Annotated in this window: 26 protein-coding genes and 1 pseudogene; 14 read left to right on the forward strand and 13 right to left on the reverse strand. The window is 65.0% G+C overall.

Annotated elements, in window-relative coordinates:
- Window positions 1-4 precede the first annotated feature (4 nt).
- From ACIBCN_RS36480 to ACIBCN_RS36490, 3 genes are all read right to left on the reverse strand, one after another.
- Window positions 5-649 (reverse strand): ABC transporter permease, encoded by a 645-nt coding sequence (locus ACIBCN_RS36480; protein ID WP_396996492.1) that lies wholly within the window; start codon window positions 647-649, stop codon window positions 5-7.
- Between the two features lie 236 nt (window positions 650-885).
- Complete coding sequence (locus tag ACIBCN_RS36485) at window positions 886-1,815, reverse strand: TauD/TfdA dioxygenase family protein (protein WP_396996493.1); 930 nt, start codon at window positions 1,813-1,815, stop codon at window positions 886-888.
- A 99-nt stretch (window positions 1,816-1,914) separates the two neighbouring features.
- Window positions 1,915-2,487, reverse strand: coding sequence for a CGNR zinc finger domain-containing protein (locus tag ACIBCN_RS36490; protein WP_396996494.1), 573 nt, complete (start codon window positions 2,485-2,487; stop codon window positions 1,915-1,917).
- Between the two features lie 70 nt (window positions 2,488-2,557).
- Here ACIBCN_RS36490 and ACIBCN_RS36495 point away from each other — a divergent pair, with 70 nt between their 5' ends.
- A complete protein-coding gene (locus ACIBCN_RS36495) occupies window positions 2,558-3,301 on the forward strand; it encodes a class I SAM-dependent methyltransferase (RefSeq protein WP_396996495.1) in 744 nt (247 codons plus the stop codon).
- Between the two features lie 50 nt (window positions 3,302-3,351).
- Here ACIBCN_RS36495 and ACIBCN_RS36500 read toward each other — a convergent pair whose 3' ends face one another.
- Both ACIBCN_RS36500 and ACIBCN_RS36505 read right to left on the reverse strand, forming a co-directional pair.
- Window positions 3,352-3,984: a CGNR zinc finger domain-containing protein gene (locus ACIBCN_RS36500; RefSeq protein ID WP_396996496.1), complete on the reverse strand. Its 633-nt coding sequence runs from the start codon at window positions 3,982-3,984 to the stop codon at window positions 3,352-3,354.
- On the reverse strand, window positions 3,981-5,219 hold the full coding sequence (locus ACIBCN_RS36505; RefSeq protein ID WP_396996497.1) for an MFS transporter: 1,239 nt from the start codon (window positions 5,217-5,219) through the stop codon (window positions 3,981-3,983). The genes ACIBCN_RS36500 and ACIBCN_RS36505 overlap by 4 nt, the downstream gene beginning before the upstream one ends.
- A 296-nt stretch (window positions 5,220-5,515) precedes the next feature.
- Between ACIBCN_RS36505 and ACIBCN_RS36510 the strand changes: the two genes are divergently transcribed.
- Both ACIBCN_RS36510 and ACIBCN_RS36515 read left to right on the forward strand, forming a co-directional pair.
- Window positions 5,516-5,761, forward strand: a complete 246-nt coding sequence (locus ACIBCN_RS36510) for a CsbD family protein (protein WP_396996498.1) — start codon at window positions 5,516-5,518, stop codon at window positions 5,759-5,761.
- A gap of 122 nt (window positions 5,762-5,883) precedes the next feature.
- Window positions 5,884-6,216: a plasmid stabilization protein gene (locus tag ACIBCN_RS36515; RefSeq protein ID WP_396996499.1), complete on the forward strand. Its 333-nt coding sequence runs from the start codon at window positions 5,884-5,886 to the stop codon at window positions 6,214-6,216.
- Window positions 6,217-6,286: 70 nt separating this feature from the next.
- On the opposite strand, the gene ACIBCN_RS36520 is transcribed toward ACIBCN_RS36515, so the two are convergent.
- Window positions 6,287-6,487, reverse strand: a complete 201-nt coding sequence (locus ACIBCN_RS36520; RefSeq protein WP_396996500.1) for a hypothetical protein — start codon at window positions 6,485-6,487, stop codon at window positions 6,287-6,289.
- A 192-nt stretch (window positions 6,488-6,679) separates the two neighbouring features.
- Between ACIBCN_RS36520 and ACIBCN_RS36525 the strand changes: the two genes are divergently transcribed.
- The 6 genes from ACIBCN_RS36525 to ACIBCN_RS36550 all read left to right on the forward strand — a co-directional run bounded on the left by ACIBCN_RS36525 (window position 6,680) and on the right by ACIBCN_RS36550 (window position 12,447).
- Window positions 6,680-7,141 carry an SRPBCC family protein gene (locus tag ACIBCN_RS36525; RefSeq protein WP_396996502.1) on the forward strand — a complete coding sequence of 154 codons (462 nt, stop codon included), beginning with the start codon at window positions 6,680-6,682 and terminating at the stop codon, window positions 7,139-7,141.
- 46 nt (window positions 7,142-7,187) lie between these two features.
- A complete protein-coding gene (locus tag ACIBCN_RS36530; protein ID WP_396996503.1) occupies window positions 7,188-8,525 on the forward strand; it encodes an NAD(P)/FAD-dependent oxidoreductase in 1,338 nt (445 codons plus the stop codon).
- A gap of 10 nt (window positions 8,526-8,535) precedes the next feature.
- The gene (locus tag ACIBCN_RS36535; RefSeq protein WP_396996504.1) at window positions 8,536-9,180 is read left to right on the forward strand and encodes an endonuclease; all 645 of its coding nucleotides are present in this window, start codon (window positions 8,536-8,538) and stop codon (window positions 9,178-9,180) included.
- Between the two features lie 52 nt (window positions 9,181-9,232).
- Entirely contained in the window at window positions 9,233-10,669 is a 1,437-nt protein-coding gene (locus tag ACIBCN_RS36540) for a CHAD domain-containing protein (RefSeq protein WP_396996505.1), read from the forward strand.
- Between the two features lie 263 nt (window positions 10,670-10,932).
- Complete coding sequence (locus ACIBCN_RS36545; protein ID WP_396996507.1) at window positions 10,933-11,439, forward strand: hypothetical protein; 507 nt, start codon at window positions 10,933-10,935, stop codon at window positions 11,437-11,439.
- 120 nt (window positions 11,440-11,559) lie between these two features.
- On the forward strand, window positions 11,560-12,447 hold the full coding sequence (locus ACIBCN_RS36550) for an aromatic prenyltransferase (RefSeq protein ID WP_396996508.1): 888 nt from the start codon (window positions 11,560-11,562) through the stop codon (window positions 12,445-12,447).
- Here ACIBCN_RS36550 and ACIBCN_RS36555 read toward each other — a convergent pair.
- Together ACIBCN_RS36555 and ACIBCN_RS36560 are read right to left on the reverse strand one after the other, a co-directional pair.
- Window positions 12,444-12,933: pseudogene (locus ACIBCN_RS36555) on the reverse strand (MerR family DNA-binding transcriptional regulator). The gene ACIBCN_RS36550 and the pseudogene ACIBCN_RS36555 sit on opposite strands and share 4 nt — an antisense overlap.
- 475 nt (window positions 12,934-13,408) lie before the next feature.
- Window positions 13,409-15,778 (reverse strand): hypothetical protein, encoded by a 2,370-nt coding sequence (locus ACIBCN_RS36560; RefSeq protein WP_396996509.1) that lies wholly within the window; start codon window positions 15,776-15,778, stop codon window positions 13,409-13,411.
- Between the two features lie 833 nt (window positions 15,779-16,611).
- Here ACIBCN_RS36560 and ACIBCN_RS36565 point away from each other — a divergent pair.
- The gene (locus ACIBCN_RS36565; protein ID WP_396996510.1) at window positions 16,612-16,992 is read left to right on the forward strand and encodes a PLDc N-terminal domain-containing protein; all 381 of its coding nucleotides are present in this window, start codon (window positions 16,612-16,614) and stop codon (window positions 16,990-16,992) included.
- A gap of 4 nt (window positions 16,993-16,996) precedes the next feature.
- On the opposite strand, the gene ACIBCN_RS36570 is transcribed toward ACIBCN_RS36565, so the two are convergent.
- From ACIBCN_RS36570 to ACIBCN_RS36585, 4 genes are all read right to left on the reverse strand, one after another.
- Window positions 16,997-18,007, reverse strand: a complete 1,011-nt coding sequence (locus ACIBCN_RS36570; protein ID WP_396996512.1) for a hypothetical protein — start codon at window positions 18,005-18,007, stop codon at window positions 16,997-16,999.
- Window positions 18,008-18,079: 72 nt separating this feature from the next.
- Window positions 18,080-18,433 (reverse strand): hypothetical protein, encoded by a 354-nt coding sequence (locus ACIBCN_RS36575; protein WP_396996513.1) that lies wholly within the window; start codon window positions 18,431-18,433, stop codon window positions 18,080-18,082.
- Between the two features lie 20 nt (window positions 18,434-18,453).
- On the reverse strand, window positions 18,454-18,900 hold the full coding sequence (locus tag ACIBCN_RS36580) for an ester cyclase (protein ID WP_396996514.1): 447 nt from the start codon (window positions 18,898-18,900) through the stop codon (window positions 18,454-18,456).
- Between the two features lie 52 nt (window positions 18,901-18,952).
- Window positions 18,953-19,093, reverse strand: a complete 141-nt coding sequence (locus tag ACIBCN_RS36585) for a hypothetical protein (RefSeq protein WP_396996515.1) — start codon at window positions 19,091-19,093, stop codon at window positions 18,953-18,955.
- Between the two features lie 227 nt (window positions 19,094-19,320).
- On the opposite strand from ACIBCN_RS36585, the gene ACIBCN_RS36590 reads away from it, so the two are divergent.
- From ACIBCN_RS36590 to ACIBCN_RS36600, 3 genes are all read left to right on the forward strand, one after another.
- A complete protein-coding gene (locus ACIBCN_RS36590) occupies window positions 19,321-21,936 on the forward strand; it encodes an AAA family ATPase (protein WP_396996516.1) in 2,616 nt (871 codons plus the stop codon).
- Window positions 21,937-21,971: 35 nt separating this feature from the next.
- A complete protein-coding gene (locus ACIBCN_RS36595) occupies window positions 21,972-22,766 on the forward strand; it encodes an adenylate/guanylate cyclase domain-containing protein (RefSeq protein ID WP_396996518.1) in 795 nt (264 codons plus the stop codon).
- Window positions 22,767-22,887: 121 nt separating this feature from the next.
- Window positions 22,888-23,280: a nitroreductase/quinone reductase family protein gene (locus ACIBCN_RS36600; RefSeq protein ID WP_396996520.1), complete on the forward strand. Its 393-nt coding sequence runs from the start codon at window positions 22,888-22,890 to the stop codon at window positions 23,278-23,280.
- Between the two features lie 61 nt (window positions 23,281-23,341).
- Here ACIBCN_RS36600 and ACIBCN_RS36605 read toward each other — a convergent pair whose 3' ends face one another.
- Window positions 23,342-23,923 carry a helix-turn-helix domain-containing protein gene (locus ACIBCN_RS36605; RefSeq protein ID WP_396996522.1) on the reverse strand — a complete coding sequence of 194 codons (582 nt, stop codon included), beginning with the start codon at window positions 23,921-23,923 and terminating at the stop codon, window positions 23,342-23,344.
- An 86-nt stretch (window positions 23,924-24,009) separates the two neighbouring features.
- Here ACIBCN_RS36605 and ACIBCN_RS36610 point away from each other — a divergent pair, with 86 nt between their 5' ends.
- Window positions 24,010-24,636: a class I SAM-dependent methyltransferase gene (locus ACIBCN_RS36610; RefSeq protein ID WP_396996523.1), complete on the forward strand. Its 627-nt coding sequence runs from the start codon at window positions 24,010-24,012 to the stop codon at window positions 24,634-24,636.
- Window positions 24,637-24,658: the final 22 nt, after the last annotated feature.

Raw genomic sequence — 24,658 nt, forward strand, 5'->3', positions numbered from 1 at the left:
TCTGTCATTGGAGTCCCTTTGCGATCGTGAGGCGTCCGAGCAGGACGAGGAGTGCGTCGAACACCAACGCGATGAGGACGATGAGAATGGTTCCGGTCAACGCCATTTCGATGGCGTTCGCGCCACCGAGCCGGGACAGCCCGTTGAAGATCAGCGACCCGAGACCCGGGCCGAGCACGTAGGCGACGATGGCGGCGACGCCGACGATCATCTGGGTGGACACCCTGATACCGGTGAGGATCACCGGCCAGGCGATCGGCAATTCGACAGTGAGCAGAATGCGCCCGCGCGAAAAGCCGATGCCGCGCGCGGATTCGATGACCGACTCGGGCACCGCCCGCAGGCCGACGATCGCGTTGCCGATCACCGGCAGCGCGGCGAAGAACGCCAGCATGATGAACGACGGAACAACGCCGAGTCCGAACGGGACCAATAGCAGCGCGAGCAGCGCGAGCGAGGGAATTGTCAGTGCGACTCGGCTAGAGGTCAGGGTGAGTGCGGAGGCCAGCGGCAGCCGATATACCGCGACGGCGACGAGGACCGCGACGACCGTCCCGACCAGGACCGTCTGAAACGCCAGGGAGGCATGCTGATAGGTGAGGAACGTCAGAAATTCGCCTCGTCCCCGGACATAGTTCCATAAATTCACGCGTTTCCCATCGTCAGGCGAAGTCGGTTACCTGTTGTGCGGAGTGACCGGAAGCGAGCCGTCAAAGAGTAATCGACGCCGCGCGTTCGGCTCTGGACGACGCGCGGCGCGTTGAATCGCCGGATCAGCGATCCCGCGCTTGTTTTCCCCTTGCTCCCGGCCGCCAAACAATGCCGCGCGCATTTCACACCGCGCGAATCCACCGTGGTGACAAATACTTCCGCGACGACGGCAGGTTAAGCCGCACCCTGCAGCGGCTCGATGGCCGAGTAGTACTCCGCATTGCCCGCGATCACGGTGCTGGAGGTGCCGTCGACGCCGACGGGGACGGTGCCTGCCAGCGTGATGCGCGTCAGCCTGCGATGTTCGCTGCCGTCGTAGTCATCGATGGCGTAGTGCTGGGTGGCGCGGTTGTCCCAGATCGCGACGTCACCGAGGGACCAGTCCCAGCGCACGGTGTTTTCCAAACGCGTCACCCGGTCTTGGAAGAGCCGGAACAGTGCCTGCGACTCGCTGCTGGACAGGCCGACGATCTGCTTCACGAAGCAGCCGAGCAGCACGGCACGTTCACCGGTCTCCGGGTGCACATGCACCACCGGGTGCTCGGTCTCGAAGTAGGTGGACTCGAACTCGCGACGGTAAGCCTTGGTGCCGTCGTCCAAACGTTCTTCGGTGTCGGCGGCGTAGTCGTACTGGTTGGTGTGCCGGGCGCGCAGGTTCTCGGCCAGCCGCTTGAGCGGTTCCGGGAGCGAGTTGTACGCGGCGACGGTCGAGGCCCAAGTGGTCGAGCCGCCATAGCTGGGCAGCGTGACCGCGCGCAGGATCGATGCCCGCGGGACGCGATCGACGAAGGTGACGTCGGTATGCCACACGTTGGACCGGCCGTGCTTCGAGTCGATGGCCAGGGTCTTCACGCCCGCCGAGGTGAGCGTCGGGTGCGGGGTGGTCGGGCTGCCGAGCAGTTCGGCGAACTCGTACTGCCCGTCCTCGGTGAGGTGCTGCTGCCCGCGGAAGAAGATCACCCGGTGCTCGTTGAGTGCCGCGCGGATCGTCGCCACGGTCGCCGCGTCCAGGTCGCCGCCCAGCCGGACGCCTTCGATTCGCGCGCCGAGGCGGGCGCCGAGCTTGACCACCTGCACGGTCTCCGATGGGTAATCGACGGACATACCAAGGCCTTTCGCTCATCCGCATGGTCCAGACAGACGAAACCAGCTCCGGCCCAGCACGACCAGCATTACGGTCACCGAGATCGGAACCGGGACAACTCAGCTCGACGCGCGACGTGCGCGGAATGCCGCGGTCTTGGCGCGGTTCTGGCACGCGGTGCTGCAGAACCGCTTGGTGCCGTTGCGCGAGGTGTCCAGATAGACGCGGTCACAGTTGTCGGCTGAGCAGACGCCGATCCGATCGGCGTGTTCGCTGCCGAGCACGTAGGCGAGGCCGACGGCGCAGGCGGCGGCGATCCCGGGGACGAGCGCGGCATCCGCGGCATGGAAATGCAGGTGCCACGGCCGCGAGCCGTGCCGGATAAGTGTTGGCCTAGCGCCGTATTCGGTGATCAGCGCGTTGACCTGCGCGGCGGCGGCATCCATGTCGTTGTCGGCGACCGCGCCGAAAACCTGGCGCAGCTGCCCGGCGGCCCGTGCCAGCTCCGCCGCGTCCTCGGGCTCGACGTGATAGCCGTAGGCCGTCGAGACCATCTCGTCCAATCGCTCGTGCAGCTCGGCGTTATCGGCCGCCGGTGGATACCGCCGTCCCCGGCGTTCGCCGGGGACGGCCGCGTTCACCAGCGCGACCCCGTCTTCGACCACACCCAACGTGTGACTGTCTAAACGCACTTGATCAGTCACCTCACTCTCGCTACAGTAGTTACTGTCGTTGATGATTATGACAGTAACGGAGTAGTCCATGTCGCTCACCCCCACCCTCGCCCGGACCTGGATCGATCGCTGGGATCGTCAGCAAGAGGGGTATCTGCCCGACCGCGAGATCATGTTCGCGGTGATCGCGGACGCCGTCGCCGCCAATACCGACCGTGCGGACCCGCTCGTACTCGACGTGGCGTGCGGGCCCGGCTCGCTCGGAGCCCGCATTCGCGAACGGTTGCCGCAGGCGCGCGTCATCGGCATCGACGCCGACCCGGTGCTGCTCGAATTGGCCCGCACTGCATACGGATTCGACCTCGTCGACCGCAACCTCGCCGACCCGGCGTGGACGGCCGACCTGCCCGCCGAGCCGATCGACGCGTTCGTCAGCACCACCGCGCTGCACTGGCTCGGCGCCGACCAGCTCGCCGCGCTCTACGCGCAGTCCGCCAAGCTGCTCCGCCCCGGCGGCGTCCTCCTCAATGGCGACGACATGGTCGCGGAGACAACGGATATCGACCAACTCCACGCGGCGATCGGTACGCGTCAGCTCGAACGCGAAGGTGTCGGCGATCGCGAGGGCTGGGTCGACTGGTGGTCGGCGATCACCGCCGAGCCGGAACTGGCCACCGCGGTTGCCGAACGAGACAACCGGCGCTGGGAGCACCCGGAAGACAACGGCGTGACCTACGAGCAGCATCTGAAGTTCTTGCGCGCGGCCGGTTTCCGGTCGGCGGAACCGATCTGGCAATACGGTCGTCGTCGAATCATCGCCGCCGTCAACTGATTACCGGCCCGCGGCTCGGCGATGCCTCGATGCGTCGTCCGAGCCGGCGGCTAATTCCTGGCGGTGCGTTTGCGCACGGTCTGGCGATGGGACTTGTTGTGCGCGCCGCAGTTGGCCATGCTGCACCATCGACGTGAGTTGTTCTTGGACGTGTCGTAGAAAAGCCAGCCGCAGGAACCGTCATGCCCCGGGCATTGTCGAATGCGATCGAATGACCCTCGGCGCAGCAGGTCGACCGCGGACAGTACGATCGGCCCCAGCGCCGCCGTCGCGCTGATGCCGGGCCAGGTCAGCGCCGCACGATCGGCATCTACGCGCAGGACGGCGTCACTCAGCAACGCCGTGTGACTCGCCATGATGGCCGAAACATCGCCTGGATGTGGCTCGCGCGTCGCGGCGATGGCAGCGAAGGTGCGATAAATCGCTTCGCGAACACCGAGGCAGTACGAATACGTGACGAGCCCGGCGGATGTCGCGTCGCGCTCGAGTGCGGCGACGCTGTCGGTAGCGATGATGCCCACCTCCGCGCACCAGCGCAGAAGGTCGCCGAGGGACTCGAGGATGTCTTCGGATTCCTTGTCCGGGCGCGAGTATCGCGGACCCACGGTATTCGCGAAGTCCAAACACAACTCGCCTCCCACCCGCTCCCATTCCATGGGAATACTTTTGCCGGATTGGTTCATGATGCCGACACCTGCCGATCGAGCGGGCCGGCATCTTTTCGGCGCGGGCGGACCAATACTGTTGCCGCCACCACGATCGACAGTACGGCGAACATGAACTGGATATCGAACAAGTCGACGAGAACACCGAAGGCCGCGGGCCCCGCGGCCGAGCCTGCCGCGAGGGCGATGACGGCCACGCTGAATCCTGCGGTGGGCCGATCCGGAAAGAGCCGAGCACTCCACAACGGCACCACCGCGCCCGCCACCATGAAACCCGCGCCGTAGAGCGCACCGGCCGCGACGAACAACACGACCGACGGTCGGCCCATGGCGAGAATGACGCAGGAAAGCAGGATGCAGACCTGAGCGGCACCGAAAACCGTTGGCATACCCCATTTGGCGACGAGCGCGCCGGTGCCGATTCCGGCCAGACCGGCGACGCCGATCACAGTCCACAACAACGGCGCACCGACGCCGCCACTCACCAGAATGCCCGCGTAGGACCAAAAGACCGCGCCGACAAGACCACCGGAGAATGCCACGGCCAGTAGTCGGCGGTGGCGTGCATCGCGCAGCAGCGTGAACCAGCGCGGGCCGCTCGCATTGCTGCCAGATGGGATTGGATGCGCGGATTTGGGCAGCACATGGAAGTTCCACGCCGTGACCGCCAACGCGCAGCAGGCGGCGGCGAACCAGATGGTCCGCCAGCCCGAGCCGCTGACCAGCAGCACGGCCGGCCCGGCGACCAGTACGCCGAAGGTCGTACCGGTGCTGATCATGGAAAGCGCGTGCCCGCGGGCATCGGGTCGAGTCGATGCCGCCACGGCGTCGGAGTACGGTGCCCACACCCAGCCCGGCGCGGTTCCGGCAAGGGCGACGCCGATCGCCAGCGCGGCGGTGCTGTGCGCGGCGGCCATCAGCGCCATTCCGGCGGCCGCGCACAAGCCGCCGATCACCACCGGAACGCGAGCGCCGCAACGGCTGGACAGTCGCGCGACGACGAGGAGAACAACCAGCTCGGCGAGGTAGCCGACACTGGTTACCGCCCCGAGAATGCCTGCGCTGCCGCCGAATTCGCGCCGCAGCTGCGGCAAGAAGAGTCCATAGCCGTAACGGCCGAAACCGAAGACGATGGCAAGGGTCAGCAGTCCGGGCACGCCGATGCGGAGCGCTCCGTGCCGCTGCGCGGTGGTCGGCGTTTCGGTCTCGCGCAGAGATGCTGCCACGGGCCCGCCGAGCTCGCAGTAAACCATGCCACTCCTATAGCGTCGATCAGGTCATACCGGCTAAATGTGCTTTAGCGGTATGAACGCCTTACGTCACCTCGCATACCCGACGCCGTTCTGCGCGAAACGTGAATCTCTGTGATACCGCTGTAGGCGGATAGATGGTGGCCCGGCCTGTGCATTCGACCGCCGGTCGCAGGTGCGCCAGTTATGTTGCGCAGGAAGGCTTTCAGCTCCGCGACTAGCGGCGGGCGGATTGGTGCCGCGGATAGCGGGTAAGCGCCCACATGTCAGTTGTTCGTCGGATATGTCGGAGGTTTTCAGTGTCGGAGCATGAGAGTGGTCCCCGTGAGGGTGTCGAAGGCGTCGTCGAAGGCGTGAAGGGCAAGGTCAAGGAGGCCGCTGGCGTCGTCACCGGTGACGAGAACCTCAAAGGCGAGGGTCAAGCTCAGCAGGACAAGGCCGAGTCCGAACGCGAAGCCGCACAGAAGGAAGCGGCAGCGGAGAAGGCGCGCGCCGAGGCCAACGTGGACGAGGCGAAGCAGGCCGGCTATCAGCACGACCAGTAGCGGGCAGCGCCACGTGCGGGGCTGACGGGTCGGTGCGTTCGGCCGCCCGTCAGCCCTGTGCCTTTGCCGCGGGTGGTTTGTTGTCGGCCGCGTGGGTTATCCGCCGAAAAGGAGGTGTGATCATGCCGAAGGAATGGACCGACAAACAGGAACGTCAATACGAGCACGTCCGGGATTCGGAAAAGTCGCAAGGTGCGAGCACCCGCCGGGCCAAGGAGATCGCGGCGCGCGTGGTCAACAAGAATCGCGCGCAGGCCGGTCAGACCAAGACCGCCAGCCGAACGTCGCTGCAGGACAAGTCGCCGCAGCAACGTGGCGGTGAGCGATCCGGACGCCGCGGCCCGAAGGGCCCGACCCGCGACCAGCTCTACAACGAGGCCCGCCAGCGTGGCGTCAAGGGCCGTTCGAAGATGACCAAAAGCCAGCTGGCGCAAGCGCTCGGCGGCAAGAAGTAGCCGAACACGGTGATGGTCCCGCTCGCGCGAGCGGGACCATCACCATGTCGCGCGGTCCTTGTCGTCGCGACTACCCATCGATAGCTAGCACGCCCGGCTCGACCCGGAATTCCCGCTCCACCTCGGCCAACAGGACGGTACTTCGCCGACCACCACCGGCGGGTTCGACCTCGGCGTAGGGGACCGGGGCGTATCGGACCGCCTTGACCCGCAGCAGCACCGGATCCTTGTCGTCGAGCCGAACCAGAAGAGCACCGCGCGTGACCTGCATGCGAGTCAACCTTTCGAGCCGGGGATATGGTCGCCTGCGTTCTACCCGCGGCAGCGCGCGGCAAACCCGGCCCGGCGTCGGCTGTTTCTGCACGGACTGCCCGGGTATTGCGACCTCTGACCGAGTCGCCGGGAGCGACTGTCGAAGGGCTCGACCCAGCGACTGCGGGGTCCAGCGAGGAAAGGGGTACATATGAGCACCTTGGCCGCCACCGTAGACGTTGAGGTACCGGTCCGCACCGCCTACAACCAGTGGACGCAGTTCGAGTCGTTTCCGCAGTTCATGGAGGGCGTCGAAGAGGTGCGGCAGCTCGACGATCGGCACACGCACTGGCGCATCCACGTCGGTCCGTCGACGCGGGAGTTCGACGCGACCATCACCGAGCAGCACCCCGACGAACGAGTCGCGTGGAAATCCGATTCGGGCCCGCAGCACGCGGGCGTGATCACCTTCCACCGCCTGAACGACGCCCAAACCAGGATCACCGCCCAGATGGACGTCGACCCAGAGGGTTTCGTGGAAAACGCCGCCGAACTGCTCGGCGTGTTGCAGCACCGGGTGCACGGCGATATGCAGCGCTTCAAGAAGTTCATCGAGAGCCAGGGCCAGGAAACGGGTGCGTGGCGCGGTGATATCGCGCGCCCCGACGCCTGATCAGCCGCGCGTCACGTCCAGACGCCCCCGATGCAAGGAGGTGCCGGTGGTGCCGGCAGCTAACACCGCAAGCCAGGAGCGCGTCGTGATCGTCGGCAGCGGATTCGCCGGGTTCACCTGCGCCAGGAAACTGTGCCGCACGTTCGCGAAAGCGGGCCGCGACGTCGAAGTCGTGCTCGTCACGCCCAACGACTACATGCTGTACACGCCGCTATTGCCCGACGTGGCAGGCGGTTTGATCGATCCGAGGTTCGTGGTCATCTCGCTGGCCGACGCCTTGCCGCGGGTACGCCTCGTGGTCGCGAAGGCGGAATCGGTTGACCTGCAACACAAGACGATCACGGTGGCCGGTGAGGATCACCCGCCGCGGGAACTGTCGTGGGATCGGCTCGTGCTCACGCCGGGCTCGGTGACCAGGCTGTTCGACGTGCCCGGCCTGGCCGAGCACGCGCGGGGCTTGAAGACCGTCGCCGAGGCGCTGTACCTGCGCGAGCAGTTGCTGCGCCAGCTCGAATTGGCCGACGGCGAAGATGATCCGGAGGTACGATCCGCGCGCCGCACCGTCGTTGTCGTCGGAGCGTCTTATGCGGGTACCGAATTGGTCGCGCAGTTGCGTGCGCTGGCCGACGCGTACGCGCACCGCCGTGGCTTCGACCCGTCCGAGATCCGTTTCGTCCTCTTGGATACGGCGGATCGGGTGATGCCGGAGGTCGGCGAGCGGCTCGGCGACAAGGCCTTGAATGTGTTGCGGGACCGCGGCATTGATATCCGGCTGAAAACGTCGCTGAAAGAGTTGACCGACGATCAGGTGGTGCTCACCGACGGGACTGTGGTCCCGACCTACACCGTCGCCTGGGTGACCGGCGTGACCGGCGCTCCACTACTGGAAACCCTCGATCTGCCGATGGAACGCGGGCGCTTGGTGGTCGACACGAGCCTCAGCGTGCCAGGCCATTCCGATGTTTTCGCGGGCGGCGACGCGGCGGCGGTGCCGGACCTGGCCTCGCCGGGCAAGATCACCCCGCCGACCGCGCAGCACGCCACCCGCCAGGGCAAGGCGCTTGCCCGAAATGTGGCTGCCAGCCTGGGCATCGGCCATTCTGCGCCGTACAAGCACCGCGACATGGGTCTAGTCGTCGACCTCGGCCCGGGTTTCGCGGTCGCAAACCCGATGGGCGTGCACCTCTCCGGACGCCTGGCCAAACTGGTGACGCGCGCCTATCACACCTACGCCCTGCCCAGGGGAGTCAACCGCTGGGCGATCTCGCTGACCTACGCCACCAATGTGGTGACACCGCGTCCACTCACCCGGCTCGGTCTCGTCAGCCCGGAGGAATCCAGTTTCGTTGGTAGCGAAGGGATTCCGCACAAGAGCGGAGCATGAAGGAGGCCCGATGAGCGAACAAGATGTCGTGCGCGCCTTGCTCGAACGGGCAGGCACCAGCTACGCGGCGCAGGCGGGCATCACCCTTGCCGACAAACCCGCGCCGCTGTTCCAGCTGCTGATCCTTACCGAATTGCTGAGCACCCGTATCGCCGCCGATATCGCCGTCGCCGCCGCCGAAGAGCTGATCAGCAGCGGATACCGCACCCCGCAGCGCATCGCGGACGCGGAATGGCAAGAACTCGTCGACGCGCTCGGTCGCGCCCACTACAAACGCTATGACGAAAGTACCGCGACTCGCCTCGGCGCGAACGCCTGCGCGGTTCTCGACAAATACGACGGTGACCTGCGCAACCTGGCGGAAGCAGCGGGAAAGGACCGTAAGCGGGCGGCGCTACTGCTCCGGGAATTCCAAGGCATCGGGCCGACCGGCAGCGACATTTTTCTGCGTGAGGTCCAAGACGTATGGACCTGGGCCCGGCCGTATTTCGATGAGCGAGCCTTTCGAGGCGCCGAGCGTATCCACCTTCCCACCGACGCGCGGACGCTCGGCGAACTGGCGCCGGGTAATCGCGCGGCGGAGTTGGCCGCCGCGCTGGTCCGCGTCGCATTGGACGACGAGATTGCCGAGCAGGTACTCGCCGAGACTCGTTGAAGGCGCTGTCCACGGGCTGTTTCGGGTATTGCGAGCCGGGAAGGCTATAGGGATGAAGGACGTATTAGAACGCGAAACCAAATGGGAGGTCGACCGCGAATTCACTCTTCCGCCGATCGATGATCTCGTTCCCGGCGGCCACGTCGAAGCGACGTCGGTCGAACTCACCAGCATCTATTTCGACACCACGGCGCTCGACCTGCTCACCCACAATTTGACGTTGCGGCGCCGGGCCGGTGCGGACGAATCAGGGTGGCAGCTGAAGGTTCCGCAGGCCGACGGACGCGTCGAGGTGACGGCCGCCTGGTCCGAGGAACTGCCGAGTGAACTCGCGGAGGTCGTCAGCGGCGCCGCGCTCGGTCGGCAGCTCCAGGCGATCACGACAATTCACACAGTGCGTCACCGGCACCGGGTACTCGGGCCTGATGGCGAACTGGTTATCGAGGTCGACGACGACATCGTCCACACGACACCCGCGGACGGTAACGCGGACGCGCTGGCCTGGCGCGAGATCGAGGTCGAGCTCGGCCCACATACCGACGCCGTCCCGACCGCACTGGCGGATCGGCTCGCCGAGGCGGGTGCGCACCGGGCGAGGTACCCCTCCAAGCTCTCGCGCGCGTTGCCGCAGCGGAGTGCGCGAAAAGTCACCGGCTCCAAGGCGGAACGGGCAATCCACGCATACCTGACCGCGCAGATCGACGCCATCTTCACCGGGGACGTCGCGCTGCGCCGCGGCGAGGACCCGATCCACGACACCCGGGTCGCCACCCGCCGGCTCCGCAGCACGCTACGTGTCTTCGGCAAGCTGCTGGACCGCTCGGCGATCGACGGCATCGCGGACGAGTTGAAGTGGTACGCGGGCCTGCTCGGCGAGGTGCGCGACTGCCAGGTGCAGCGCGCCCGCCTCGCGGGCAAGATCGACGAGCTACCGCCCGAACTCGTGCTCGGCCCGGTGGCCGCCCGCGTCGACGCGACACTGCTGAAACGACAGCTGACGGCCAGGGCGGTGGTTGCCGAGGCGATGGACTCGCCTCGCTACCTGGCGCTACTCGCCACCCTGCAGGCATGGCAGACGCAGCCGCCGTTCCTGATCCGGATTCGCAAGGGCGAACTCGTGCGGCAGGCAGGCCGCGCCGCGCATAAAGCCGATAAGCGGCTCACGAAGGCGAGGCGGGACCGCCGCGACGAGTCGCTGCACCGCGCGCGCAAGGCCGCCAAACGCGCTCGTTACGCGGCGGAACTGTACAAACCGGTCAAACATCGGACACAGGCGAAGGCGAACATCAAGTACTACAAGCAACTACAGAGCGTGCTCGGCGACCACAATGACGGCGTCGTATCGGCCGAGTTCCTCTGGCGAATCGCGACCGCGGCGGGCACGGCCGGTGCCGAGAACGGGTTCACCTACGGGCTGCTCTATGCGAACGAAAAGCATGCGGCCGAGCGGGCGCGAGACGCGATTGCCGCAATCGCCGGACATCGGTAGTTTCCGGCTCGTGTCCGGAATAGTACTGACCAAACGGAAGTATGCGTAGTTGCGCATAGTAATTCTCCTGGGCGCATCGATGAATCGGGCTGCTGTTCAACCGGTTTCGTGGCAATTCGGCATCGCCTGGGACCGACGGTTTAGTGATACCTGTCTGCTATTGATGCGCCATTGACAACAGGCGAATGGTGCTGAATTCTTGCCGGGTGACGGGGAACGGGCCGAGTCGGCGAAAACCGCCATCGCATGTGTTAGGAGAATTGATGACGTTGCCGCAGTGGCCGGACCATGACATCACACAGCTACGTGAGGTCGCGGACCGGATCGCGACCCTCATTCAGCGCAACACCGAAGGCAGTGGCGGATTGCCGCGCTTCGTCGACGCGCTGCGCCAGAGCGGGCCGATCGCGGAACTGCTGATCGAGTATTCGGTCCGCTGGTTCAACGACAGCAACGGCGAATCCGTCCTGCTCGGACCGGAACTGTATTGGCTGCTCACCGAGACCGTTCCGGTTGAGGACCGCGCACCGGCCGGCGAGGGTTTCGGCCAGAACGGCATGAACTGCCATCCGGTCACCCGCACCAGGCAGATGCTGCTGATCTGCGTGCTGGAGAAGCTGTCGACCCGACCGTGGCGCCCCGAAACCCCGGAGCAGGCCGCGGCGATGGTCAAGCGTCGCTACAGCGACAACGCGACACCGGTGCTGCCCAATCGCGCGACCCAGACGGCGGGCGTCGAAGGTGTGATCACGACCGCGCAGTTCCCGTAGCGGGTTCGCGCGGTGCGTTTGCTGGGTTGATTGCTGGTCCGTCTCCGCGCGGCCGCGGTGAGCGCTATCGTGGAGAGGTCCCACACCTGCACTGCCTGTTGCATTTTGAGGTGATGGTCTATGAGCGTGACAGCGGAGAACCTGCGGCAGGATTTGCGCGAGTTCGCGAGGCTGGCCGAAACCTGTTACGACCCCGTGGTTGTCGATGCGGTGCTGGACGCGCTGACCGGCGTGTGGGCCGACGGCTGGCTGGCCGTGCGCACAACGACGCATCCACTACCGGTGCGCCAGGTCAGTGCGCGGTTCATGAATCTACCGTTGGCCGCGGACCCGGTCGGTGCGCTGCGCGAGGCCGGGCTGCTCAGCTTCGTCGGGCATCCGATGGAGGAACTGCTGGCGCGGGTGTCGGCCGCGGTGCCGGTGGGCGTGGGCGTCGACCTCGCCGTCGACACCGGGGTTCAGAAGATCTGGACCGCGTTCCCGGAATTGATCAGTGTGGACCGGATAGTGGACTTTCCGGGCATCCCGGAATCGGCCCGCGGCCACGCCGAACAGCTCAACCGGTGGGGTGGCGAAAAAATTGCTTTGATGGCAATCGATTTCGTCAACCGAACGCTGAACCTGTACACGCAGATCCTGCGGCCGGGCCAGCTCACCGCCACGGATATCGCCGATATTCTGCGTGAACTCGACTTCGTCGCCGCCGACCCGGACGAATTGGCCGCCCTCGCTTGGCCTTACACGGTGTACGCGACCTTCAACTGGAACTCGCCGAGCATCCAGCGGATCTGTTTCCCCGCCCGCTACACCGCCGAGACGTTTCCCGCGATCGATCCGGTGTTGAGCCGCTTCGTCAACGGAGCGCCGTTCGCCGGGCCCGGTCCGCGCGGATTCGCCTTCTACGCCGCCTACGGCCCCACCGAGCGGTACTACAAGGTGCAGGCCGACTACACCTCAGCGGCACTGCAGACGCTGCCGGGCGGCGTCGAAGTCCCCCAATGCCGTTAGGGTGACGGCTGCTGTGCCTCCAGGAGTTTTCCCATCCGGCGTAGGACGTCGAGCTGGGCGGGGTTGTAGAGGTCGTTGAGCGCCTCGGTGATCGTGCGGCTGGCGAAGTGCGTGCCGCGAGGAGTCTCGACATCGCGCTGCTGGAGTTGCGGGTGCTCGGAGAGCAGCGTCCGCACCGGGGTCATCAGGCGTGCGGCCAGCTCGCCGCGGGTCCGCTCGTCGGCATCCGCGGGGAGCTTATCGAACTCGACGACCCCGGGGTCCGCGTAATAGTCCCGCATCGCCTCGGCATAGCCGCGCAATGTCGATGGCCCGAGCACACGGCTCAACACGACGAGCAGCGCGCTCCAGATGCGCCACCCCGTAACACTTGTACCCGTTGGCCTTCCGCTCCGGCTCGTCGAGCAACCCCACCGCATGGTAATGCCGCACCGTCCGCAAACTAGTCCCCGCCAGCTCCGCGACCTCCCGCGTACTCCACGCCACAACCACCCTCCTCAACCTCGACCCAGCCAGCCCAACTCCACCGGCACCTCCCTCAGTCAAAACCATGCCCCCACGGCACAGTCAACCCGCTCCCGCAGCGCATCCGCCTCATTGTGGCGCCCTACCGCCCGCTACACGCGAAGGAGATCCGCACGGGCGGCCTCCACGAAGGTGTCGTCGGTCCCATGGAGCCGTCCCGATCGGCCAGAATCTGCTCGAACAATGGGATGGCCTCATCACGACGCCCCCCTCTGGCCCTCCGCGCTGCGGGAATCTGCACCATGCGGCGGGTGTCACCGATCATTCGGGGCTCTGACACTTGCCAACGCAGGCTGACTGGAAGGCTCAACCATCCAGATGGACCGCTGGCAATCGGTCGGCGCTCATTCAGGATTGAACGGGGTGCGGTCGATCGAGCGTACGATGACGCCCGGCTGAGGCCGATCGATCTCCTAGGCTGTTGTCCGCATCGGAACTATTTGTTCTCGTACTGTTCGAGTGAAAGTGTCATTAGCCTCCGCTCGACCTGTGAGACAACCCCATTTATCATGTTGCTGCTTCTGAATTGTGATTTTGCAATTACTGCGTAGCGTCTGAGGTTATCTCGCAACAACCGAGCCTCACCGACACTCAAAGGTGCAGCCAGCAGCCATTTCAATCCCAAGTTCAAATAGACATGATATGTATGAGGAGACTGTTCGGATTTGGCCGTCATTAGTGCTTCGAGACGCCTGAGAGCATCCTCGGCGTCAGGTGTCGATGTCGCCGAGTTGGGCGCGTATAACGCCCTCTTCAGCAAAAGATAGCACCACTCGGTTTCGAGGAAGAAGTCATCAGGCTTCAGCGCTTGCGCCTGTAGAAGAAAGGTTTCAGCCTGGCCGAGATCGCCTACTTCGACTTCGAAACTGCCGCGCTGGAGCCAGTAGTGGAACTCATTACTCAATATCGTCTCGACCGATCCGTAAAGGGTTTGAACTGCAATCACGCTGCCCAATTGTTCCTTGAGGAAGTCGTGATTTAGAAATCTAATCAGTAAACGGCCGTATCGGCCACGCGTCATTGCTGATGGAGTGTACTTGACAGCACACAAGAAAATGAGGTGCTCCATCCATTCTTGCAACCTGTCTTCTGATCTGAAGTAATTAACTGCAGATTCGGCGATGACACGGTGTCGCACTCTCAATTTTCCTCTAGTATCAGTTAAGAGGCCATCTCTTGTCAATGCTCGTACCGCTTTCACGCCCTCGTTGTTGGCAGCGCCGATCGCGATCAGAATATCACTGCTTGTGAGATACTGTCCGTCCGCCGAATCTGCACAGCAAGCAACCCCGTAGGCTGCAAGTTCCATTCCGGTCAGGTTCCGGCATTCATCGGCTACCTTGTCGTGAAATTTCCGGCCGGATGTAGCCTCAATGAGCGACACCAATAATTGTCGGCCAGCGCGCCGGGTTATTGCGTCAACGCGGTCCGATGCAGTCAATTGTAGCAATGCGCCAAGCCGGTTCCCCTTACTCAGTGCGGCTATAAGCCGTATCGCGTCCGAGTCGGATAGGTGTGGTGCGGGTTTAAATTTTGCTGTAAGTCTCGTCGGTAATTCGAGTCTATATAGCCGTTGAGTACGCATAGCGCCAACGAACACAGTTGTGTCGAGCTTGTTCATTAGCGAATCCATGAAACTAGGACCAGTGTCACCAAACCGGTCCAGGTTGTCAATAAATACATAATCAGGCTGTCTATCGAGAATTCCGGCTCGGATCTCGCTGGGCGACTTGTCGGTGTCCCTCGATACCCACAACACTCGATTTCCATCTGCCGCTAGGACCGCAGCAGCTCGAAGCATCGTCGTACTCTTGCCCGTACCCGATCCGCCGTGCACGATGTATGTGCCATCACTCATGGTTCGGAGATCCTCGATTACTTCAGCGTCCCAGTCGAACTGGGCGGCGAAACCATCGTGCACGTCCCCCCATGTAGGTTCGCGACCCAGAAGAAAGTTGGCATCCCCTTTCGGGCCGGAAGCTATAACACCGGCAACATCCACCAAATAGGATTCCTCCTCGGTATTTGCCAGCGCCTTCCTGGCCTTTGCTATCTGCTTGAGCTCTCCAACATTTGGACTGATGAACTCTGTATAGAATTCTTCTTCATACTGCTCAACGAGATAAATATTGAATTCGGAGAGCAATTCACGACGCGCAGCGGGCAGGTTCCTCGTTATGAGCCACGATCGCGGTCTCGTCTCGGCTGTCGCACCCTTGGAGCCCCGCTGACTTAGGTAGTGCCAGAACGGTGGTTCATCGAGAACCGTTCCAATAAAGAAGGTGGGCCGTGTGACAATATCAGTCACAAATTGTTGATACCATGCATCCGGAAGGCTGGTGCGGGCGCCGTAGCTCGGTGGGTCGAACGTAAGATTCGGAAAATCAACCATTCGACCGTTTAAATGTACTACCGCCAGATGATCGCGAGAGGCTGCATCGCCTGGAGTCGACGTAAATGCAGACAGAATACGAAGAGCCCTGGGTGACTTCAAGGTCATTGAGACTGCTCGGTCCAAGTCGTCTATGTTCAAGGTGTATATTCGATGCCATGGCAATGAGAACCAGTCGTAGTATCGGCGCGGAATATTTTCGGAATCAACCGACAGAACTAATTCCAAGTGATTACGCAGCAACGTACCGGACTTCCGGTTCGCAAGCCGAAAAACCTCTCCGAGATTCGAACTTCGGTCGAAGGTAGAATCGCCGAATGCAATAGGCCATATTTGCTCGGCAAGTTCCCTTCCCAGCGGAATCGGGTGCCCGTTGCGATCCACTGCTCCGTGCGAAAAACCCGCACCTGTCACCAAGACAGCTTCCCCCCGAACGAGTGCAGTGTAAATTTGCGACCTCATTTGCACCGTAATCATGGTGCACTTCCTAACCCGAACAAATGAAAGCTACACTTTCCTCTAGTTCGCTTCAGAGAGTACGACAGCTGACACGCACCAGAGCGTTCGCAATAGATATATTGAAGAATGCCCGTCAGTTTCCACCAAGAGGTTTGAGTGCGTCGATTTCGCCTCAATGTGAAGGTAACACTGTGGTCCCCGCGCAGCGCCGACGAACAAGGCGACCTGTGTGGCCCCTATCTCCCCGACTCGATTATTTACTAGCACACGGGCGGATGCGCCGCCCTTCACCAAAAGCACCTCAAACGTGGCCGAATACTGCCGACTGCTGTCAGTCTATACAGCGCCGAGAGGCTGCGCAGAGACTTTGGTCATTCAGACTCAGTCAGGCGGTAGAGAATCACAACTGGTCCGCCGTCTGCCGCCCCCTCGTGCCACACCGACGCTAGGACCACCAGCGATACCCGCACTGCGGCGATGAGGGTCACAGGAGGATCAGGTGGTGTACTGGTCCGACGCCGACCGCAACCCGTGTCGCCGAATGACGAAGTAGTCCTCCGTCGCAAGGTCGGAAGGTCAGGGGGTGAGACGCGCGTCGCACTCGGTACGCGCGATGTTCGGCGGTCCGATAGGGTGTGCGGTGGCGCGGCCGCGGGGGTTGATCGGGGTCGCTGGATGTTCAAGGTTTGCCAGTTTCGGGCACGGAGTGTCCGGGCCGGTTGGGGGAGATTCGCCGCGAATCGCCGCACGGTCAGGTCGTTGGCTGGCACGTGCACTAGGAGATATTGATGCCGTTCGCGATGGTGGGTCTGCTGACCCTTGCGCTGTGGGTTTACTGTTTGATCGACATCATTACCTGCCCTGACGTGGGCATTCGGCACCTGCCCAAGGGGGGCTGGCTGATCATCGTCATCTTGGTGCCCACGATCGGCGCCCTGCTCTGGCTCTTCATCGGTCGCCCGGTCAACGAGACCGGCCCGCGCTCGACCACCAGCTACGCCGAGTACGACCGGCCGGGCCGCTATGTCGCCCAGGATCCGGAGGCCGACGCGGCGTTCCTGCGCGGCCTGCGCGAACGGGCCGAACAGCAACGGGCCGAAGCCCGCCGCCAGGAAGCCGCTCGGCAGAGCGACCTGGACCGGCGGCGCGAGCAGGGCGAACAGCTCTGACCGGTTAAGAAGACGGCGGGTTCCAGCGCCGCGCCAGCTCGTCGAGCCGATCGCGGATGCGCCGAATCCTATTGTCGTGTGCGGTTTTCGGCACGAACAGCGACACCGACAGCCGGTTCGGCGGCCATGCGGGCGGCGGCACGTCGGTGTGCTGCAACACACCACCGAGTTCCGGCCCGTATCCCAGATCGACCACGATTCGGTCGCTGCGATATTCGCAGCGGTCGACGATCGGCCGCACCGCCAACGCCGCGAGCTCGGGCGTCAGCCGCAGCAGCAGCGCGGGCGCGAGGCCGATGATTACCGTGGCCGCCGCGACCGCGGGACACGCGACGAGGATCCTGCTGAGCGCGGTCCAGCCGATGACGAACACCCGGGAGGTCCGCGCGGGCAGCCGCCGTGCGATCGCCTCGCCGATGGCCGTCAGCCCCAATCCTGAAAGCAACGCGCGCTCGATCCAGACCACGGGCAAGTTGTAGTGACGAAACACCAACTGCCAGAACGTGACTCGCCCCTGTACTCGTTGCGCGAGTTGGTGGGCGAGCACGGCCTGCAGCTCTGGTGGCGGCAGCCGGTGTAGCGACTCCGGCGTCGTGGTGATCATCCGGTCCGGCACCACGAATTGCCGGTCCGTCGCCTGCACCCAGAGGGTGTACGACTCAGCGGGCACGCCTGCCTTGTGCGCGACCTTCTCCCATGCGGAGCTCAACACGGGCTGTTCCTCGGGCGTCGGCTGCCGCAGCCGGAACATCCGCAACAACAATCGGCGCTCGCGCGCCCGGAAACTCACCACACACCAGCAGATACACACCAGAAACCAGGCCACCGGCAGCGCGCCGGGGACGCCGACGCCGAGCGCGCGGCCGAGTCCGTACAGCAACACCGTTATCGACGCCGCGGACGGTATCGCAGACAACAGCAGCACGATCCACGCCCGCACTCGGTCCGCGGTCGTCCGCCGGGCAACAGCAGTTCCGCCTGGGTAATTCGCCTTGGCGATCACTTCGGAGGTCATGCCCGACCGTACAGCGGATTCTGGCCACACCGTTAAACCGCCGGTGATCATCCGGTGGCCAACGACTTGCCATCAGTGCTCAGCGCGCCGCAAGAGCTGGTGGACGACCGCGACGACGGTGGCCGCGACCACGATCACGCCGGCCAGGACGGGGTTCATGTCCTTCGACAGACTCTGCGCACGATCCGGCCGGAGTATCCAGATGCCAAGTGGCACAGCGTAAGCCGTGGCTAGTGCGGCGGAAAACCAGCGGAGCGGACGGAGCCGGGCATCTCGCAGCGTGCCGATCAGCACGAGTGTGACGGGAACGACAGCCACCATGGCGAACTGGCCGATGATCAAGACGGGTACCGCCCAGGCCGAGATGAGGACCGTCCGGGCGGCGGGATAATCAGTGCGATTACGGCGCAGTGTTCCAGTAGACATGATCTTCTCCTCGCCGGTGATCAGGCGTGCACGCCGAGCGTGGCCAGCAACACATGAATGTCGGAATTGATCCAGTACTCGACGATCTTGTCCTGCTCGATGCGCACGATGTCGGTACCGGTGAAGTGGATCGCGGTCCCCACGGGCGCGGTCGCACCGGGAAATCCGCCGCCGTAGGTGCCGACGGCGATCCAGCGCAGCGCGAGATGGTCGCGATCGACGATCGGTCCGACCTGCACGGTGAACACCAGTTCGGTGCAGGCCGCCCGGGTCTGCGCGATCCACTCGACCAAGCCGTCCGGCCCTTCGATGGTCTGCTCGCCGCCCCCCATCGGTGCGGCGTGCACATGGAAGTCGGGGGCGATGATGTCGTTGACGGGGGTGTAGTCACCGTTCCAGAGGGTCAGCCAATCGTCGAGCAAGGTCTTTACGTTCGGCGTGGTGGTGGTCGTGCTGTTCTGCTCCATGACGAGCCTTTCGTGTTGTGGTGGTGCGGTTTTCGGAATTTGGGATAAAGGATCAGTCCTGGTCGGCGGACAGCTCGACATCGTGCGGCACGCCCGCACCACAAGACCAATGGGTCAGCGTGACAACGGATTTGGGATTGTGGTCGCTGCGGAAGCGTCGACCGTCCGACTCCGGCGGCAGGGTGCCGTGCACGATCAGCTCGACTGCGGTGAGCTCGTCGGCAGTCGGTGCGGATGGCCGGTAATGTACGGCTGTGATCGCGTTCCCATGCCAGTAAGTTTCGCGGCATTGGACATTGGCTCGCGTCGGCAATACCTACCTATATGCGGATGGCGCTACGGTGCTATCGGCGCCAAGATCGAGAACGTGAGCAAGCGAGTGAATCAACAACACAGGACGACCGGCCGCGTGGTGCGCTCGTGAGTTATCTGGTCGGGCGATCCGAGGAGACCGCGCGACTGCTCGCGCTCCTGCACGAGGCGCGAGAATCCCGTGGCGGCGCGGTGATTTTGCTCGGCGAGGCGGGCATCGGCAAGAGCGCGCTGCTCGAGCACTTGGCCATGGCGTCCTCCGGCTTCGTGATCATGCGGGCCACCGGTGCCGAGTTCGAGATGGAACTGCCGTATTCGGCCCTGCATCAACTGTGTGCTCCGGTGCTGGAACACCTCGATGCGCTGCCGCCCCCGCACCGCACCGCGCTGCGGATCGCGTTCGGCATGGAAACCGGCACGCCCGACGCGTTCCTGGCCGGCGCGGCCACGCTCGGCCTGCTGCTCGAACACGATCGGCCGCTGCTGTGCCTCATCGATGACGCGCAGTGGCTGGATCATGCCTCGGCGCGGGCACTGGCGTTCGTGGCTCGCCGGATAGGTGCCGAGCGGGTGGCGATGGTCTTCGCCGCGCGCGACAGCGCGAGCGGGCTGGACCAACTTCCCCAGGTGCACGTCGAGCGGCTGAGCGAATCCGAGGCACGCGCGGTGCTGGTCCGCGAGTTGCCCACCTCGATGGACGCCCGCGTGCGCGACCGCATCCTTGCCGAATCGCGCGGCAACCCGCTGGCCCTGGTGGAACTGCCGCGAAGCGCGGGACTGGCGGGCATGGCGGGCGGTTTCGACCTGCCCGCGCCGCGCGCCGCCGAGCGGAGCTTCCGCGCCCGCCTCGCGGTGCTGCCACCCAAGACCCGGCTGCTGCTGACCGTCGCCGCCGCGGAGCCGGTCGGCGATCCGGCCCTGCTGTGGTCTGCGGCGAAGCTCTTGGGCATCGAGGACGCCGCCGAAGAAGAGGTGCCGATGGTCGAGTTCGGCACTCGGGTGCGTTTCATTCATCCGCTGGCGCGTTCTGCGGTCTATCAGGCCGCGACCGCCGCCGAGCGGCGCAGTGCGCACGGCGCTCTTGCCCAGGTGAGCGACGCTGTCGCCGACCCTGACCGAGTCGCCTGGCATCGGGCACTGGCCAGCGTCGGCCCCGACGAGGAAGTAGCCGTCGCGCTGACGCGGTCGGCCGCCCGCGCACGGGCGCGCGGTGGTGAGGCCGCCGCCGCCGCGTTCCTGGAACGCGCGGCCGCGCTGACCCTGGAACCCCGCAGGCGATCCGAGCGGGTACTCGCCGCCGTCGAAGCCAAGCTGTCGGTCGGTGACTTCGGTGTGGCCGCCGAATTGCTGTCCACCCTCGACTCCGACGATCCGCGCATCGACCTGCTGCGCGGCCGGATCTCCTTCGCTCGCTTCCGCGGCGGCGACCAGCCGACCGATCATCTGCTCCGCGCCGCCGCGCGGCTGTCTGACCTCGAACCCGCCCGTGCGCGCGAGTGCTATGTGGACGCGCTCGAAATGGCGATGCTGACCGGCGGCCTCGACACGGTGATCGCCGCCGCGCGCACCGCGCCACCCAACCCCGAACCGCACACCAGCGCGGACATCATCCTGGACGGCGTGCTCGCGTTGGTGATCGAGGGCCATCAGGCGGCCGCGAAGTTGCTGCGCCCGGTCGTCGCCGGCGGAACCGACGAGGCGTGGACGCGCTGGCCGACGCTCGGATTCCTACTCGCCGTGGAACTGTGGGATATCGAGGCTATGGCCGGCATCGGCACCAGGGTCACCGCGTCCGGCCGCGAGCTCGGCTCCTTTCACATGCTGCCGATCGGGCTGGCCATGCTCGCCACCGTTACCGCGCACCAGGGCGATTTCGGCGCCGCGACGGCGATGATCTCCGAGGAGGAGGCGATCGCGGAGGCCACCGGCGCCGCACCGCTCGTCTACCCGCGCATCCACCTGGCGGGACTGCGCGGCCGCCGGGCCGAAGCCGAGGAACTGTTCGCCGGGGTCGCGCCGCACATGACCCTCAGCGTGCACTACGCCACCGCCGTCCTCAACAATGGCCTGGCCGACTACCCTGCGGCGTTGCGGGCCGCTGAGCAAGCCGTCGCGACCGGCGATCTCGGCTTGGCGGGCCAGGCGCTGCCGGAGCTGGTCGAGGCCGCGGTGCGCTGCCATCAGCCGGAAACCGCGCGCGCCGCGCTCGCCACATCGGCCGAGCGGGCCGGTGCGGGCGGACAACCGTGGGGACTCGGAATCGCCACGTATGCACGGGCTTTGGTGGACGACGACGAAGACACCTACCGTCAGGCGGTGGCTCTGCTGGAGACCAGCAGCCTGGCCATCGCCGCGGGCCGTGCGCACCTGGTGTACGGCGAATGGCTCCGCCGCCAAGGCCGCCGCCGCGACGCAAGGGCCGAACTGCGGCTCGCCCATGAGCGGCTGTCGGCGCTCGGCGCGGAGGCGTTCGCGGCGCGCGCGGCCGCCGAGCTGCGCGGCACGGGGGAGCAGACCCGCGGTCGATCCGCCGATGTCTCCGACACTCTCACCGTGCAAGAAGTACACATCGCCCGCCTGGTCGCCGAGGGCGCCACCTCGAAAGAGGTTGCGGCTAAACTCTTTCTCAGCCCACGTACCGTAGATGCGCACCTGCGCAACATCTTCCGCAAACTCGACATCACCTCCCGACGGCAACTACGCGATCTGCCCGCCCTCCGATAACACCATCCGCTCGACCACTACCTGAGACGGATCCCATGATGATCGAGCTCGTACTCGCCGCGGTTGCCGCGTCGGAGGCCATCGGCCTGGTCGTGCTGGTCGTGCTGTTGCGGCGTAGCCGCCGCCAGTTCGACGAGCTGCAACACAAGGTCGACAGCAGGCAACTCCTGATGATCAGTGGCCGCGAGGCGGTGAAGACCATGTGGGATACCGCGAACCTGTTGCGCAAGAAGGGTTTCCGTGGTGCCGTCCTCACCTCGATCGAGAACCTGGCGGGTTGGGCGCAGGTCGAACGACCAGACCTGGCCGGGCTGACCCCCGACGGCCACGTCGTGATCATGTTCTCCGATATCGAGGGCTCCACCGCGCTCAACGAACGACTGGGCGACCAGTCCTGGGTCAAACTGCTCGAACGCCATGACCGCCTGATCCGCAACCGCGTCACCAAGCGCGACGGACACATCGTGAAGAGTCAGGGCGACGGTTTCATGATCGCGTTCGCCGAGCCCGAGCAGGCGGTGCACTGCGGCCTGGACATTCAGAGCGCACTCGGCAACGGCGCCAAACTCAGTGGCCGCGAACATGTTCGGGTGCGCATCGGCATCCACATGGGCAAGTCCGTTCGTCGCGGCGACGACCTGTTCGGCCGCAATGTCGCCATGGCGGCCCGGGTCGCCGGACAGGCCGACGGCGGCGAGATCCTCATCAGCGAGCCGGTACGCGAGGCGGTCGTCGACGAACCGGATATCGCCGTCGTCGCCGAACGCGAAGTCGAACTGAAGGGTCTGCACGGCACCCACATCCTCTACACGGTCGACCGCGCGGTCTGAATCCGCCGAGCACAGAGGCGGTGCGTCTCCACCAGCGTTCCTTGTCACGCGGCGATGTGCGTTCTAATATCGAGACAAAGAGACTGAATATGTCTCATGAGTATCTGACGAAGGAGTATCGATGCGCGATCGGGTCGAGGTCAAACGGCACGTTGTCGGGTGGGTGCAGCGGCATGTCGCCAACCCGGTCGCCCGGCGGCTACCTCGTCAGACGCTGATCGAAACGGTCGGCAGGCGCAGTGGTCTGCCCCGTCATACGCCGATCGGTGGCCGACGTGTCGGCGACGCGTTCTGGTTCGTCTCCGAATTCGGTCACCGTTCGGACTACATTCGCAACATCGACGCGAATCCCCGTGTCCGCGTGCGGATCCGCGGCCGCTGGTACACGGGTGTCGCTCGTCTGGTCCCTACCGATGACGCGCGACGACGGCTGCGCGAGCTGCCGCGGATCAATAGCGGCGGCGTCCTGGTAATCGGTGGTGAATTGCTCACCGTCCGCGTAGATCTCGACTAGCGCATAGGCCGTAAAAGCTGGGTGCCAAGGCGCGTTGCGGGTAGCCGCGCAAGTCAGTGTGTCAGGACTTGGCCGAGGGGCGGACGTGTGAGCGCACTCCTTGTAGGCCGAAGAGGATGAGCAGCTCTACTACGCCGCCGTCGGCGCTGCCGAGCCAGTGCGGCAAGGAGGTGTCGAACTCGGCTGCCTCACCGGCGGGCAGGGTGAGGTCACGTTCGCCGACCACCAGCCGTAGCCGACCGTTGAGCACGTAGAGCCACTCGAAACCCTCGTGCGTCTGCAACGTCGGTTCGAGCGGTTTCGGTTGTGCGGGTATGAGCATTTTGAACGCCTGCGTACCGCCCGGCCGCTTGGACAGCGGGATGAAGGTCATCCCGAAACGGTGGATCGGCTTCAGATGGATTCGGGGGTCGCCGGTGCGCGGAGCGCCGACGAGATCGTCCAGCGGGACGTTGTAGGTGCGGGCGAGCGGCAGTAGCAACTCCAGGGTCGCCCTGCGCTGCCCGCTCTCGAGCCGGGACAGCGTGCTTTCCGACACCCCGGTCGTCGCGGCCAGGTCGGCGAGGGTGATGCCGCGGTCGCGGCGCAGCGCACGCAGTCGCGGTCCCACCACATCGAGTACGTCTTCGGTTTCGCGGTCCACCAGACCATCTTGCCGGAACCGCAAGTTTGCGTGCCAAAACCAGGCGGTTCTGCGGAAACTGAGGTCATCCGACAAAAGGAGCCTCGATGAGCACCACCGATGCGGTCACGTTCTGGAACGAGGTCTACGCGGCCCGACCCGCGGCGACCGATCCGCGACCGAATGACCTTCTCGCCGAGACGGTTACGGGCCTGCCGTCCGGCGACGTGCTCGACCTCGGGTGTGGCGACGGTGGCGATGCGCTCTGGCTCGCCCGCCGTGGCTGGCACGTCACCGCCGTCGATATCTCGTCCGTGGCGGTCGAGCGGCTCACCCGCCTCGCCCGCTCCGCCGGGCTGAGCGGGCTGGTCAGCGCCGCACGACACGACCTGGACGAGTCCTTCCCGCCGGGGGAGTTCGACCTGATCTGCGCCCACTACTTGCACACCTCCTTCGGTTTGGACCGGGCGCTCGTCCTGCGCGCGGCCGCGCACGCGCTGCGCCCGGAGGGGTTGCTGCTGGTCGTCAACCATGGCTCGACCATGCCGTGGTCGTGGAATCAGGACCCCGATGCCTGGTTCCCGACCCCGCGGCAGGTCGCCGCGGGCATCGATCTGGACCCCGCGACATGGTCTGTCGAGCGAGCTGACGCGCCGCGCCGGATGGCCACCGGCCCGGATGGGCGCCGCGCCGAGGTCACCGATCACGTCCTGGTCATCCGCCGTACCGCCTGACGCGGCACCGAAAGCCGATCCC

It is taken from the genome of Nocardia sp. NPDC051052 (assembly GCF_044456045.1).
Classification (GTDB): Bacteria; Actinomycetota; Actinomycetes; order Mycobacteriales; family Mycobacteriaceae; genus Nocardia.